Raw genomic sequence first — 16,082 nt, forward strand, 5'->3', positions numbered from 1 at the left:
TTTACAGGTTATTTTGGCTTTATTCGTAGTCACCCTACGGGTGAAGTCAAAATGTTCTGGAAAAACCTTAAGATTCAGTGCATAAGGCGGTCGCAGTAGGTTCAACTGATTTTTTTAGGTTAAAGGCTATGGGTAGGTCTAGTAGGATGTGGTGAGGCACGAACCGCATCATTGGTTTTAAACGAATATCTTAAATAAATGGCTTTGATGCGGTTCGTACCTCACCACATCCTACCTGTGCAATTAGGCTTCAGGCCTCATGTGCGGAAACAATAACACGTCTCTAATTGATGGTGCATCGGTCAATAACATCACCAATCGATCAATACCAATACCCTCACCTGCTGTAGGTGGCATTCCATGTTCTAAAGCAATGATATAATCTGCATCAAAATGCATCGCTTCATCATCACCGGCCTCTTTTTCTTCAACCTGTTTCTTAAAACGCTCGGCCTGATCTTCAGGGTCATTTAACTCAGAAAAACCATTAGCTAATTCACGGCCACCAACAAAAAATTCAAAGCGATCAGTCACAAACGGGTCGTCATTATTACGTCTTGCCAAGGGTGAAACTTCAGTGGGATAAGCAGTAATAAAAGTAGGTTCCAGCAAACGATCTTCAACCGTTTTCTCAAAAATTTCAATTTGTACCTTGCCCAAACCATAACCGTCTTTTAGAGGAATATCTAAAGACTCGGCAATCTGACGTGCGCTATCAATATCATCTAACTGACTTTCAGTCAGCTCAGGATTGAAATGCAAAATTGACTCTTTAATGGTCATCCGGGTAAAAGGCTTACCAAAATCAACTTCCATGCCCTGATATTGAAATACCGGACTGCCTAATACGCTTTGCGCCAAACCACGAAGCATTTCTTCAGTAATATCCATCAGATCATGATAATCAGCATAGGCCTGATAAAACTCAATCATGGTGAACTCAGGATTATGTCGCGTTGACAAACCTTCATTTCTGAAATTACGATTGATTTCAAATACCCGTTCAAAACCACCGACAACCAAACGTTTTAAGTATAATTCTGGAGCAATGCGTAAAAACAATTCCATATCCAAGGCATTATGATAGGTCGTAAACGGACGTGCCGTTGCACCACCAGGAATCGCCTGCATCATCGGCGTTTCAACTTCCATAAAATCTTTTTGTAACATGAAATTACGAATATAGGTAATGATCTTAGAACGTAGGGCAAACGTCTTACGGGTTTCAGCACTGGTGATCAAATCAATATAACGCTGACGATAGCGTGTTTCTTGATCAGACAAGCCTTTAAATTTTTCTGGTAACGGACGTAAGGCCTTGGTTAATAGCTCAATACTATCCACTCTAACCGATAGTTCATCTGTTTTAGTTTTAAACAACACACCTTTAGCGCCAATAATGTCACCCAAATCCCATTTTTTGAACTGTTCGTTATAAAACCCTTCAGGCAATGAATCACGCTGGACAAATAATTGTATCGAGCCGGACATGTCCTGAATAGTGGCAAAACTGGCCTTGCCCATAATACGTTGTAACATCATACGACCGGCAACAATGACTGACACATTTTTTTCAGCCAGTTCTTCTTTAGTCAAAGAGTCATAATCTTCATGTAATTTTTCAGCTAAGGAATCACGACGAAAATGATTAGGAAAGGCATTGCCCTGCTCTCTCAATTTAGCTAATTTTTCACGTCGTTGCGCAATTAGCTTATTTTCATCAACAGGTTCTTTCGCTTGTTCTTGTGCAGATTCTGACATCTATTTACTCACTTAAATATACTTGCAAATTAGTTTAATTTTTTAAAATTCTAATGACCATTCATTAAAATACATCAACTCACATATTAGACTTTAATGAAGCCTCAACAAAGGGTCTTAAATCGCCATCGAGTACCGCTTGGGTATTACTCGACTCATGTCCGGTGCGTAAATCTTTAATACGCGACTGATCCAATACATAGGAACGAATCTGGCTACCCCAGCCAATATCCGACTTAGTTTCTTCTAATTCTTGTTTTTCTGCATTACGCTTTTGCATTTCAACTTCATACAGTTTAGCTTTGAGCATTTTCATCGCAGCAGCTTTATTTTTATGCTGAGAACGATCACTTTGACACTGTACCACGACATTAGTCGGTAAATGAGTGATACGAATAGCAGAATCGGTTTTATTAATATGCTGACCACCCGCACCACTGGCACGATAGGTATCAATGCGTAAATCCGCAGGGTTGATATCAATGTCAATGTCATCATCCACTTCAGGGTAGGCAAACACCGATGCAAAGGAAGTATGACGGCGATTACCTGAATCAAAGGGTGATTTTCTCACCAGACGATGCACGCCGGTTTCTGTTCTTAGCCAACCAAAAGCATACTCACCCGTGAACTTAATAGTCGCACCTTTAATGCCCGCGACATCACCATCAGAGACTTCCAAAACTTCGGTTTTAAAACCTTCTTTTTCGCCAAAACGTAAAAACATTCTGAGCAACATACTGGCCCAATCCTGAGCTTCCGTTCCGCCCGAACCAGACTGAATGTCAATAAAGGCATTATTGGCATCCATTTCACCGGAAAACATCCGTCTGAATTCAAGCTCTTCGACTTCTTTTTCTAATTCATCCAATTCGGCAATAATATCACTGACAGCCTCTTCATCATCTTCTGCCAATGCCATTTCCAGTAATTCACCAATATCGGCCAAGCCGGAAAATAAGGTTTCTAAGCCATTGACTATTTTTTCCAGAGTAACTTTTTTCTGCCCTAAAGCCTGAGCATTTTCAGGGTTGTCCCAAACCTGCGGAGATTCAAGCTCTAAATTGACTTCTTCAAGTTGTTCTTTGCGCAGATCAAAGTCAAAGATACCCCCTAAGCAGTTCTGAACGCTTGCTTATATCAGAGATTCTGGATTTTAATCCCGTGGTTTCGATCATGTGTTTGCCTAAATGCCAGTATAATTAAAGAATTCTTAAAATAGCCCGACATTTTACACCAGAATGGCCTAATATCTTAGATATTTATGCGACAAAACTCAGAATAAATAACAAATAAATGTATTTTTTCAATAAATTGACTGCAATTGTTAATTTTACATCTATAATTGAAAGAAATTATAGAAAATTCAGCTTTTAAGGAACATCATGACGACTTCTACGACAGGTTCATCCGCATTAAATCCTGATTTAGACTGGAGCCAATTAAAAGAAACGGTATTAATGCTCAATTTATCCGTGGCGCAAATTGATCAGTCGATGAATGAAGGTAATGCCTCAGTCGATACCCTGGCCAGTTCATTCACAACTTTGGCAAGTAATTTAAGTGAAATTCAAAACTCTGTCACACAGCTGAATGAAGGTGATAATAGTGAACAAATAAAACAAGCAATACAACATTCAGCGGCCACTGCATTAGACAAAGTTCAATCAGCCATTATCGCCTTTCAATTTTACGACAAACTCACTCAACGACTGGATCATGTCAGCCAGAGTTTATCTTCGCTAACGGCCTTGATTGCAAACCCTGCGGCATTATATTCACCACCTGAATGGCAAGCCTTGCAAGAAGCTATTCGCAGCAAATACACCATGGAAGAAGAACGCAGAATGTTTGACAAAGTGCTGTCTGGTATTCCCATTGAAAAAGCCTTAGAAGAATTTAAAACAGAAATGGATAACAAGGCTGAGGAAGATGATGATATCGAGCTTTTTTAACATTTTTATAGAATTATAAACTGGCATGTTCGATATGCAATTGAATGGAAAAATTGCCTCGATAATAATTCTCTTTGAGTTGATAAACAGCTCGAATCAACTGCCCTTGCACAAAGGGAAATGGATCAGATTTTTTTTCTAAAGCACGAAACCATACGGCTCGAAATACGTGTTTTTCAGTGGCTAAGTCTAACATTAAATGGTTAGCCTCAGAACCAATTGCGCGAATACTCTGGACTTTAAAATCACCTTCAAAAATCGGCACTTCAAACTCTCGGCCATAAGGTTCTAAATACTTTAAATCCGCAATCGTCTGAAAGCTCATATCACTTTCGTCCAATTCACCATCGGTTAAAATAATCGGTCTAAGATTGTCACTTCCCTCTAATTGCAGCGCTACTGCAGCATCAAACAAGCCCCTAAAGGCATCGACTGATTCACTATTCAATTTTAAACCCGCAGCGCCTTTATGACCGCCAAAGCCTAATACCATTTCTGGATGCGCATTAGCCACCTGTTCAATGGCATCACGGATATGTACGCCGGGTATAGTACGAGCAGAACCGGTGTGTTTTTGCTTATCATTGGTTGGACTCAAAACAATCACCGGGCGACCAAATTTATCCATCAATCTTGAAGCCACAATCCCCTGCACACCGGCATGAAAGGCATCATCATAAATCACTAAAGACCATTTTTGGCTGACCAATTGCTCTTTTGCCAGGCGATAGGCAATTTCCAGCATATCCTTTTCAGTGTCTTTACGGGTTTGATTATCCTTATCTAATTCCTGTAAATATTGCATGGACTTCATCGCTGTTGGGGCACAAAGATAATGCAATGCCATATAGGGATCGGACATGCGACTGCGGGCATTAATTCTAGGCCCTATCTGAAAGCCTAAATCCTCTGCAGTAAAGACCTGAAAGTCTCGATCAAGTAGTTTTTTTATCACTTGCCAGCAGGGTCGTTGCAATTGGTTCATGACTTTTAAGCCGACATTCACCACTGCGCGATTAATCGGGCTACTTAAGGACACAGCATCAGCCACCGTACCCAAAGCAACAAAGTCCAATAAGCCCGATAGTTTTGCCGTGTTTTTAGCAAGCGAATCTGCTTGAATTAAATGTGTGCGTAATTGGCTCATGAGCAACCAACTCACCATACAGCCCGCAATGGTATTATCAGGATAATCACAATCATCACGGGTAGGATTAATGGTAGCCAGAGCGGAGCCAGGAATTCCTTCCTGTGGTATTGCATGGTGATCAGTCACAATCACATCAATGCCCCGCTGTTTAAGCTGGGCTATTTGCAACTCATCAGAAGAGCCACAATCAGCACTAATGATTAAATCAGGTAGCGTATCATCATTAAGAATACGCTCGATTAAGCCCTGACTAATGCCATAACCATCTTCTATGCGATGACCGATTAGGTGCAGAATGTTTTTTTCTTCAACAACAAAATAATCTCGTAGAGCATGAAATAAAATAGCATGTGAAGTAATACCATCCACATCATAATCAGTGAGCAAGCCTATGGTTTCATCCTGCTTTATCGCCAGAGCAATACGTTGCACCGCAATATCACTGTCTTTTAATAAGGCCGGTGAAGCAATATTTTTTAATGAGGGCGTAACGAGAGCTTCTAAGGACTGAGCAGGATCGGTCAAAGAATTATGAGTTAAAGCGCTGCGATTCGCAACAATTCTTGCTTGCAAAGAAGATAAGGACAAGGTTTGCGAAAGAGTCATTACCCGTTCAGCAAAGCTTGTCTCGTCCTGTCCCGCATGACGGGAAACAATTTCAGGTACCACTAACGTATAACTTCCAAGCCACCCATATAAGGAATTAACGCATCAGGCACTTTAATTGAGCCGTCTTCTTGTTGATAATTTTCAACAATAGCAACCAATGTACGCCCTACAGCCAGGCCAGAACCATTCACAGTATGGACTAATTCAGGCTTACCCGTTGCTTTATTACGCCAGCGAGCCAGCATACGACGTGCCTGAAAATCGGCGAAATTACTACAGGATGAAATTTCACGATAGGTTTGTTGTGCGGGCACCCAAACCTCTAAATCAAAGGTCTTAGTGGCAGAAAAACCAATATCACCGGTACAGAGCGCCATGACTCGATAAGGTAAATTGAGTAATTGCAGAATTTTTTCCGCATGACCCAATAATTCATCTAAAGCCGCCATCGAGTTCTCCGGCTTAACGATTTGCACCAATTCTACTTTTTCAAACTGATGCTGACGAATCAGGCCACGCACATCCTTACCATAAGCACCGGCCTCAGAACGAAAGCAAGGGGTATGCGCTGTTAAGCGTAAGGGCAATTCGGACTCTTCCAAAATAGATTCACGCACCATATTGGTCACCGGCACTTCAGCCGTTGGAATCAAATGTAATTGCTTGTCGCCCTGAATGGTTTCATCATCGGATTCCATCGCAAACAAATCTTCTTTAAATTTGGGTAATTGTCCGGTGCCTCTCAATGCCTCGGGACGCACTAAATAAGGCACATAGTTTTCGCTATAGCCATGCACTTCGGTGTGAGTATTCAACATCAGTTGAATCAGGGCGCGATGCATTCTCGCTAATGCACCTTTTAAGGTGCTAAAACGTGCTCCCGATAGTTTGGCAGCCGTTTCAAAATCCATTAAACCACCCTTTGCATTCCAGCCATCACCCAGAGCAGCACCTAAATCCACATGATCCTTAAGCTCAAAAGCGAACTCAGGAATATCACCCCAACGGCGCAATTCCACATTGTCATCTTCATCTTTGCCATCCGGCGTTGATTCATGCGGCACATTTGGAATAGTCATAAAAATGGCATTGGTTTCATCTTGCAGCTCTTTAAGACGCGCTTCTGCCACTTTTAATTCATCGGCCATGGTTGCGACCGCAGCAAATATTTCACTGGCATCTTCACCGTTCTTTTTTGCGATACCAATTTCTTTGGATTTACTTTTGCGTTCTGCCTGTAATGCCTGAGTTCTGGCTTGCAACACTTTACGTTCGGCTTCCAATTCTGATATTCTTCCAGTATCCAGAGTAAAACCTCGTCTAGCCAATTGTGCAGCAATTTCATCGAGGTTATTTCTTAAATTTTTTGGATCCAGCATGTTATATAATATTCCTAAGCTAAATGTTCGAAGGAAAGATTCACTTCCCAACTGATAATATGTGCATTACTTATTTTTTGATGGACAAAATCAATGAGTTCTTCTGATTTTTCACTTTTATGGTAAAACTCAATAACAATAGGCAAATGACCGGACAAATCCAGCAAACTGTTTTGATGAATATGCCCCTGATCGCCAAAACCAGCAATACCACGAAAAATAGTAGTGCCAATAACATCGCAACGTTGATGTAATTGTTCCAGCATCGAACTGATATGCCCATTACTATCGTCAGTGTAAACACGCACCAGAGTCACCGCTTGTTGTTTTATTTTTTTACTCATTTATTTGTCACCTACTTGTGAGTTGCTCGTAAACTGCACGTAAAGATAGTCCCATTTTATATTGATCTAGCCAGCATAATCCCAGCCCAAGTTGCAAAAAGGCATAGCGTAACACTGAGAACCATATTGAGTGCCGCCCTAAGTAACAAGCCTTCTTGTAGTAATAATAATGTTTCTAAAGAAAAAGTAGAAAAAGTAGTAAATGCACCAAGAAAACCAATGAGGATAAAGGCTCTCATTTCACTGCCCAGACTTAAGCGCTCAGTCAAAAAGATAAATGCGATACCGATAAAAAAAGATCCCAACAAGTTGACACTCAGCGTACCATAAGGAAAATTACGGCCTAAGAGTGTATAAATTCCACCTGACATCCAAAAGCGCATGACAGATCCTAATGCACCACCCGCCGCAATTGCACTCAATTCACCCAAAATTATTTCCCAGAGACATAAAAAGGCATTATTTTATGCTTTTATAGTGATTTTTTCATGTTTTTTAATAAATTATTGTTATTTTGTCAATAAAAATAACTTAATTATCTTTATCTTACGTTACTTCATACAAAAAATGTCTATAATAGATATTAAAAATCTGTCAATGGGGAATACTGCAATATGCTAAAACAAGTCATCTCACTCACACTGGTAAGCGTCACCAGTTTATCAATTATCATTGGTTTTTTATTTGTTTATCCAATCTGAAACTGATTAGATTAAACACCCTATTCTCATGCAAATCTATTTATTTTAGCTATACTGAATATTGACTGTTAAAAAAATTATCAATTAGGGAGAACAAATGGATTTCAGTAATTTATGTTCTTTTTTGGACATAATACTAAACAAAATAATATTAGTCAGAATAAGGCATATTTTATGAGTAATATTTTTGATAAATATGAACGCTACACAGTATTTCTTATTTTTTTATCCCTTGCCCTTTTTTCTGCGCTTGGAAGCGCTACATTTTATTATTTTGAACGTAATAAACAACTCGATGAATCAAAAGAACATGCCACTAATGAAATAAAATCCTTAACTCAGCTTATAGCACCGGCCATACAAAACAAGCAATTATTCAAGGTAAAAGAACAGGCTCGCCAATGGGCTAAGAATCACCCTGAATTAATAGAAATATTACTCATAGATAATAAAGGGGAAAACCTTGCATTTCAGAACCATGAAATAACATCAGCCTATTCAATTGATATTTTCCATAAGTTTCCACTCAATAAGCATGAAAACATTAATATTAAACTGGTTTGGGATACCACTCCCGTTCACCAAAATCTAAATCACTTACTCATTTACTTAATTACAATCGCACTTGTATTTATAATATTTATACTGTCATTTCTCTGGATCATTTTAAAGCGTACATTATTGAATCCTTTGCAGAATGAGTTGAAAACCAGCGAGCATTACAATCGCATGCTCTTCGAAAATACACCTATTGGCCTGGCTCTAAGTAAAATGGATGGTGAACTGGTTGATATAAATCCGGCCTTAGCTAAAATTCTTGGTCGCACTATCATTGAAACACTACAAATAAATTATCACGACATCAATCCTAAAAGCCGTGGAACCATAGAACAACAGCAATTTAAGCAGTTTATCGATACCGAGCATTATGGCCCTTATGATAAAGAATTTTTGCACAAAGATGGTCGTTTAATCCCAGTTCGAATACAGGGAATTATTTTAGATAAAAATGGTGAACAATTAATTTTATCCAGCATAGAAAATATTTCTGAACAAAAAAATACTGAAGAAATGGTACTGAATATTGCAGAAGGCATATCAGAACAAACTGGCGAAGCTTTTTTTTATTCCTTAATACACCATTTAGCTAATATTTTTACATCCAAGTATATTTTTATCGGCCTGCTCAACAAGGACGACAATGAACTTGTTGAAACTCTCGTGGTGAGTGTTCATGGTAAAATAGTCGATAACATTCGCTATAATTTGAATAAAACACCCTGTGAACACGTTATAAAAAGTATTTGTCCCAGTATCCAGGCTTTCCCCGAAAATCTCCAACAATTATTCCCCGATGATGAAATGATCATTGAAATGAATGCCCAAAGCTATGTTGGCGTACCATTGGTCGATAGCTATAATAAGCCCATAGGTCTGATTAGTATTCTCGATAGCAAGCCCATGGAAAACACCGAGCAAATCAGCATTATTTTGAAAATATTTGCCGCAAGAGCTGCCTGGGAGATGGAGCATTTAAAATCAGAAGCGGCATTACATGAACAAGAACAACAAATCAGAGATTTACTTGAATCCACCGCTGAGGCTATTTATGGCTTGGATACAAATGGTTTATGCACTTTCGCTAATCCTGCTTGTTTACGCATGTTAGGCTATAAAAAAGAGCATCATTTACTGGGCAAGGATATGCATTTATTAAACCATCATACCCGTATTGATGGCAGCGATTATCCAGCGGATCAATGCCCCATATACCAGGTCATAGAAACAGGCATTAGCGTTAACTTAGACAACGAACACTTTTGGCGGGCTGATGGTAGTAGCTTTCCTGTAGAATATTGGTCATATCCCATCAAGCGCGGCACAAAAATCACCGGCGCTGTGGTCACCTTTCTCGATATTAGCAAACGTATACAAACAGAAGAAAGCCTTAGACGTTCACAAAAAATGGAAGCTATCGGGCAATTATCCGGTGGTATTGCCCATGACTTTAATAATCAACTAGGTGTTATTATTGGTTATCTAGACTTTCTTGATGATTATACTCACGCTCAAAAAGATGCTCAGCAATGGGTTAAAACTGCTACCCGAGCGACCCTGCGTTGCATGGATCTCACCCGTCAATTACTGGCATTTTCCCGTCGTCAGGTGATGGAAAAAAGCATCGTAAGCCTCAATGACTCTTTTAGCGAATTAGAAACCATGATCACCCGTTCCGTCACCCCTGAAGTGCAAGTACAATATCATCTAGCGCCTGATTTATGCTTAACAGAAATTGATTCAGGTGAATTCCATGATGCTATTCTCAACCTCATCATCAATGCAAGAGATGCTATGCTAAATGGTGGTCAATTACTCATAGAAACAAAAAACACTTTTTTAGATGCCGATTTTGTTGCCCTTAACCCTGAAGCAAAAACAGGTGACTATATTCAATTAAGTATCAGTGATACTGGCACGGGTATGGACAAAGAAACACTGGAGCATATTTTTGAACCTTTCTTTAGCACCAAATCAAAGGACAAAGGCACTGGTCTCGGCATGGCAATGGTTTATGGTTTTATGCAGCGCTATGATGGCTTTATAAAAGTTTACTCTGAGCAGGATATCGGCACTACAATAGATCTTTATTTCCCTCGCTCCACTGATAATAAAACACTTGCTAATAATAGTTTAATTCAGGATACAGAACTCCCTCATGGCAATGAAAGCATTTTAATTGTCGATGATGAAACCAGTCTCTTAGAGTTGGCTAATAAATATTTGCAGGATTTAGGCTATACTACTTATTTAGCTAAAAATGCTCAGCAAGCATTAGATATTTTATCTAAAAATAACAATATTGATTTACTTTTCAGTGATGTAGTCATGCCTGGTGGAATGAATGGCTACGAGTTAGCCCAACAGGCAACAACTGATAACACTGAATTAAAAGTTTCGCGGATTCAACTCTGAAGTGCAACGCAGGAAATTCCAGTTCTTGCAAATGATTTTTTCATTGCCTGGAATGGTGTTTGAAAGCCGAGTGCCTTTCTAGGTCTATTATTAAGTTTTTCCATCATGTTGTAAACCTCTTTATCAGTCACTTCTTTAAAGTCTGTATCTTTAGGAAAATATTGTCTAATCAGTCCATTAGTATTTTCATTTAACCCTCGCTCCCATGAAGAATAAGGGTGGGCAAAATAAAATGCTGTATCAAGAGCTTTGCTTACCTGCTCATGATAAGCAAACTCTTTACCATTGTCTGCGGTAATACTATGAAGCCTGTCTTTAAAGGGTTTAAGCAATTGTATTGTTGCTTGTGTCACCCAATCAGCCTGTTTGCCATTCACTCTTGCTACTAATGTGTAAAGCGTTTTTCTTTCTACAATCGTGACCAGAGCACCACTGTGTCCTTTACCGATCACTGTATCAATTTCCCAGTCACCAACACGACGTTTATCATCAACAATCTTAGGACGGTCATCAATGGAAATTCGATTAATTATTTGTCCTCGACTGCTTTTACCGTTACTACCACGCTTTTGGTATTTCTTTCCCTGACGCCTTAAATACTGATGTAAATCACCACCTTGCTTCTTATCATCCCATATGTGTTGATAAATACGTTCATGGCTAAGAAGTAGCATTTTGTCATTCAGTAACCAACCTGATATCTGTTCAGGACTCCACTGGTGCTGTGAAAGCTTTTCATCAATAAGGGCAATCATGTCATCCGTCATTTTAATTGCTTTAGAAGCATTGTAGCGACGCTTAACGGCTTTTTCTTGAGCTTGCTTAAATCGATAGCCACGTAAACCAGCGTTGCGTTTAATTTCACGGCATATAGTAGATTTACTCACCTCAATCGCCTGAGCAATTTTAGACTGGGAAATGCCATTTTTAATCTCAGTCGAAATGTAGTATCTTTGTTCTTGTGTCAATTGCTTGTAAGTTCTCATAAGTCACTTTACTCTTGCAGGAGAAAATGGCCGATTTTACAAGCAATTGGCCATTTTTTCGAGCAAATCATTGCTGTACTTATGATTTTTTTAGTAGCGCCGTCAGGCGCGTCGCTGGCTCATGAAATTCCCGGGGTGGCCATCGCTACGCTCGGCCACCCCGGGAATTTCATGAGCCAGCGATAAACCAGCAAATATCACAAATACAACCAAATAGTGTTGCACTTATGAGTTGAATCTAAGTTTTATTAAGCTCTGGCTTTACCTCAAAAACCATTGTACAACAGGGTTTATTAAAATTTTCCAAGCAACTTTTAGCTAAGCCTTATCGTAAAGCAGAATTAGCGCATCGCATTCGACTTATCCTCGATAAAAAACAATAAGATTAATGGATTTATTGGTACATGATAAAATTTAAAATATTAACAATGGAAATATTAAGCACAATAAGCATCACTCTGATCTGCTTAATTAATTCCCCCGTACAAGCCATCGAAAGTAAAACCGCTTTAAATCAGGCCTTACAACATGAGCCCATCCAACCGATACATGCAGCTGAGGGACTTGACAAAGACAAAATAGCATTAGGTGAAGCCTTGTTTGTTGACTCCCGTTTAAGTTTCGATAATACAATGGCCTGTATTACCTGCCATGCTCTGGGAGACAATGGTGCCGATCATCAAGCACTCACACCCGGTCGCAATAGTCAGCAATTAGATGTTAACACACCTACGGTTTTTAATAGCAGCTTGAATCATCAACAGTTTTGGGATGGTCGTGCTCAAAATCTTGAAGATCAAATAAACTTTGTCGTCGATAGCAAAAAAGAGTTTGCCTCCAATTGGCCATTAATTATAAGCAAGCTCAATCAAGATAATAATTATAAAACGAATTTTAACAAGCTTTATTCTGATGGTATTACAGCAGATAATATCCGCAACGCCATTGCTATTTTTGAACAAAGCTTGCTCACCATCAATTCTCCTTTTGATCGTTATCTTTTGGGTGATGCTAGTGCTATTAGCTCGGATGCTAAGGAAGGTTATCGTTTATTTAAAGATTATGGCTGTGTCGCCTGCCATCAAGGCAGTAATATTGGTGGTAATCTATTTATGAAATTTGGTGTATTTGGTGACTATTTTGTCAAAAAGGGCAACAATACACGGGCTGATCTCGGACGCTATAATATCACGGGAAAAGCATCTGACCGCCATGTGTTTCGTGTGCCCAGCCTACGACTCAGCGTACTGACAGCGCCCTACTTTCACGATGGTTCGGTCGACAATCTGAGTGATGCAATTAAAATCATGGCAAAGCATCAACTAGGACGAACTATATCAACACAAGATATTGATTATATTATTGCCTTTTTAAAAACACTACCGGGTGAATACAAAGGACAAGCTCTGGGTGCAACAATGAGATTGCAAGCTCAGGAAAAATTAAAATGAGTCAATTTCGTATAAAATATATGTTGTTAGGCGCTTGTGCATTAATAGTGATGTCCTTTCTCTATTTTAAAACGCAATCAGCCGACATTGAACAACATAATAAAATTATCAGTAAAATCAGTCAATTCAAACATATTGATGCGTCATTAAATCAGTCTATTTTAGAAGTACGTTTGGGTCTGCTGCCTTATTATGATCCCGTTGTATCCAGGCTGAAAGATCTTGAAACCCTTTATCAAAAAATCAATGCAAACTTTAAAAAGGCTAATAAAAACACCACGAAAATAATAATAGAGGACAGTGAAGTTGTTAAACAAGCCTTATTAATAAAAAAACAAGCCATCGAATCATTTAAGTCCAGCAATGCCATATTGAATAATTCATTACGCTATCTTCCTACAGCAACAATTGAACTAACATCTCAATTAAGTTATCAAACGGCAGATAACAATTTAAGACAAGCGGTGAATACTTTATTACGTGACATCATGATCTACAACATGACGAGTGATGTACTATTATACGAAAAAATAACTACATCAAGCCAGGCGCTTGACAAACAATTCAGTCATTATTCAAGCAACATTCAGGATACCTTTTTTCTGTTCAACACCCATATTCATATTGTCCTAGATAACAAAAAGCAACTGAATAAATTACTCTATGAATTACTCAATGTACCTACTTCAATCGGCATAGATAACTTATTGCAAGTCTATACCCGTCAATACAATCAAATAGCTCAGACCGCTGACAACTATCGCTTACTTTTATATGCCTTTTCATTGTTTTTATTGGCTTATATCGGGCTTATCTTATTTCGTCTCAATCAGACAACCAGCACTTTACGTCACACAGTTAAAGATCTAAATTATCAAAAGTTCGCCTTGGATCAACATGCCATTGTCAGTATCAGTGATAAAGATGGAATCATTACCTATGTTAATGATAAATTTTGTCAGATAAGTCAACAAAGCGCCGAAGAACTGATTGGTAAAAACCATCGAGTTTCTAAGTCTGGTTATCATCCCGATTCTTTTTACCAAGCCATGTGGGATGTAATTTCTTCTGGTGAAGTCTGGCATGGAAAAATCAAAAATCGAAATAAAAATGGTCAATTCTTCTGGGTAGATACGACTATCGTTCCCTATATGGATGATAATGGTGTGCCCTATCAATATGTTGCTATTCGCACAGATATTAGCGAAATAAAAAAAGCGGAAGAACAACTACGGTTGCAATCCGCAGCACTCAAAATGGCCGCCAATGGCATCGTCATTACCGATCAGAATGGTAAAATTCAATGGGTTAATGATGCCTTTAGTCATTTAACCGGCTATGACCGGGATGAAGTGATAGGACAAAAACCAAGCATACTGAAATCAGACAAACAGACAGACAAATTTTATAAAAACATGTGGGACACCGTTTTATCAGGCCAAATATGGCATGGTGAACTCATTAACCGCAAAAAAAATGGTAATCAATACACTGAAGAACAAACCATCTCCCCCGTCTATGACATGAAGGGTAACATCAGTCATTTTATCGCCATTAAGCAGGATATCAGCGATCGTCTTCAAACAGAAGAAGCCTTACGCCGCTCACAAAAAATGGATGCTATCGGTCAACTATCCGGTGGTATTGCCCATGACTTTAATAATCAATTGGGTGTGATCATCGGCTATCTGGATTTTCTTGATGAATATCTTGAAAACACCGATTGTTTAAACGAAACCGACTCGAAAAAAACCAAACAATGGATTAACACTGCCACACGTGCAACTATTCGTTGTATTGATTTAACCCGTCAATTATTGTCTTTTTCACGCAAACAAACACAGGCCAAAACAAGACTAAAACTGAACGACACTTTAAGCGAGATGAAGACAGTTATTAGCGGCTCAATAACGCCTCAAGTGGAAGTAAACTATGCTTTAAATCAAGACCAATGGTTTACAGAAGTGAACTCAGGTGAATTGCAGGATGCTATCTTAAATATTATCATCAATGCCCGTGATGCCATGCCCAAGGGGGGTAAATTATTAATTCAAACATCTAATCAATCTCTTGGCGAAGAAAGTAATAAAATCAATCCCGAAGCACATTCAGGTAATTATGTACAAATAAGTGTCAGTGACACGGGTCATGGCATGAATCAAGAATCAAGAGAACGCATATTTGAACCTTTTTTTACCACCAAAGAAAAAGACAAGGGCACAGGCTTGGGTATGTCTATTGTCTATGGTTTTGTTAAACGTTCTGGTGGTTTTATTAATATAGAATCAGAAGTAAATGTTGGTACAATTGTGCACCTCTATTTACCCTGTAGTAATGAAGAATCTTCATCGCAAATACATAACAGTGATAGCTCCAGTATAGAAGGAAAAGAAATACTCGGTGGCAAGGAATGTATATTAATTGTTGATGATGAAAATGACCTATTACACCTCGCGGACAAATATCTAAAAGAATTGGGTTATAGCACCTACTTAGCAGAAAATGCCTCTCAAGCAATGGATGTTCTCTCGACACAGCCCAATATTGACCTGCTGTTTAGTGACATTATTATGCCTGGAGAAATGAATGGCTATGAATTAGCAGAAAAGGCAACTCATGTTCATAGTAAGCTAAAGGTTTTACTCTCATCAGGTTTTACTTCAAAAGCAATTGCTGACAGTGGGCAAATTCGTTTTCAGAATAATCTCCTCAATAAGCCCTATCGAAAGATCGAACTGGCAAAGTCTATTCGAAAAACGCTTGATTCATAACA

At 38.9% G+C, this 16,082-nt stretch carries 11 protein-coding genes; 4 read left to right on the forward strand and 7 right to left on the reverse strand.

The window, feature by feature from the left end:
- Nucleotides 1–243: 243 nt before the first annotated feature.
- Both lysS and prfB read right to left on the reverse strand, forming a co-directional pair.
- Nucleotides 244–1,761 carry a lysine--tRNA ligase gene (gene lysS / locus JEU79_RS14600; RefSeq protein ID WP_198264689.1) on the reverse strand — a complete coding sequence of 506 codons (1,518 nt, stop codon included), beginning with the start codon at nt 1,759–1,761 and terminating at the stop codon, nt 244–246.
- A gap of 79 nt (nt 1,762–1,840) precedes the next feature.
- A protein-coding gene (gene prfB / locus JEU79_RS14605; RefSeq protein WP_198264690.1) for a peptide chain release factor 2 occupies nt 1,841–2,939 on the reverse strand; the annotation gives its coding sequence in 2 pieces (ribosomal slippage) (nt 1,841–2,863 and nt 2,865–2,939; 1,098 coding nt in all).
- Nucleotides 2,940–3,146: 207 nt separating this feature from the next.
- Between prfB and JEU79_RS14610 the strand changes: the two genes are divergently transcribed.
- Nucleotides 3,147–3,716, forward strand: a complete 570-nt coding sequence (locus JEU79_RS14610) for a hypothetical protein (RefSeq protein ID WP_198264691.1) — start codon at nt 3,147–3,149, stop codon at nt 3,714–3,716.
- A 13-nt stretch (nt 3,717–3,729) separates the two neighbouring features.
- Here JEU79_RS14610 and recJ read toward each other — a convergent pair whose 3' ends face one another.
- The 4 genes from recJ to crcB are packed head-to-tail and all read right to left on the reverse strand — an operon-like array spanning nt 3,730 to nt 7,629.
- Nucleotides 3,730–5,535 carry a single-stranded-DNA-specific exonuclease RecJ gene (gene recJ / locus JEU79_RS14615; protein ID WP_198264692.1) on the reverse strand — a complete coding sequence of 602 codons (1,806 nt, stop codon included), beginning with the start codon at nt 5,533–5,535 and terminating at the stop codon, nt 3,730–3,732.
- Nucleotides 5,535–6,854: a serine--tRNA ligase gene (serS, locus tag JEU79_RS14620; RefSeq protein ID WP_198264693.1), complete on the reverse strand. Its 1,320-nt coding sequence runs from the start codon at nt 6,852–6,854 to the stop codon at nt 5,535–5,537. Before serS ends, recJ begins: the two co-directional genes overlap by 1 nt.
- 14 nt (nt 6,855–6,868) lie before the next feature.
- Nucleotides 6,869–7,198: a DUF190 domain-containing protein gene (locus tag JEU79_RS14625; RefSeq protein ID WP_198264694.1), complete on the reverse strand. Its 330-nt coding sequence runs from the start codon at nt 7,196–7,198 to the stop codon at nt 6,869–6,871.
- A gap of 56 nt (nt 7,199–7,254) precedes the next feature.
- Nucleotides 7,255–7,629, reverse strand: coding sequence for a fluoride efflux transporter CrcB (crcB, locus tag JEU79_RS14630; protein WP_198264695.1), 375 nt, complete (start codon nt 7,627–7,629; stop codon nt 7,255–7,257).
- A gap of 444 nt (nt 7,630–8,073) precedes the next feature.
- On the opposite strand from crcB, the gene JEU79_RS14635 reads away from it, so the two are divergent.
- The gene (locus JEU79_RS14635) at nt 8,074–10,872 is read left to right on the forward strand and encodes a hybrid sensor histidine kinase/response regulator (RefSeq protein ID WP_198264696.1); all 2,799 of its coding nucleotides are present in this window, start codon (nt 8,074–8,076) and stop codon (nt 10,870–10,872) included.
- Here the strand turns inward: JEU79_RS14635 and JEU79_RS14640 are convergent.
- Nucleotides 10,863–11,858, reverse strand: coding sequence for an IS30 family transposase (locus JEU79_RS14640; protein ID WP_198263143.1), 996 nt, complete (start codon nt 11,856–11,858; stop codon nt 10,863–10,865). The genes JEU79_RS14635 and JEU79_RS14640 overlap by 10 nt on opposite strands.
- Before the next feature lie 404 nt (nt 11,859–12,262).
- Between JEU79_RS14640 and JEU79_RS14645 the strand changes: the two genes are divergently transcribed.
- On the forward strand, nt 12,263–13,309 hold the full coding sequence (locus tag JEU79_RS14645; RefSeq protein ID WP_198264697.1) for a cytochrome-c peroxidase: 1,047 nt from the start codon (nt 12,263–12,265) through the stop codon (nt 13,307–13,309).
- Nucleotides 13,306–16,080: a DAHL domain-containing protein gene (locus JEU79_RS14650; RefSeq protein WP_198264698.1), complete on the forward strand. Its 2,775-nt coding sequence runs from the start codon at nt 13,306–13,308 to the stop codon at nt 16,078–16,080. Before JEU79_RS14645 ends, JEU79_RS14650 begins: the two co-directional genes overlap by 4 nt.
- The last annotated feature ends 2 nt before the right edge of the window (nt 16,081–16,082 follow it).

Origin of the sequence: sulfur-oxidizing endosymbiont of Gigantopelta aegis (assembly GCF_016097415.1) — a bacterium.
GTDB lineage: Bacteria > Pseudomonadota > Gammaproteobacteria > GRL18 > GRL18 > GRL18.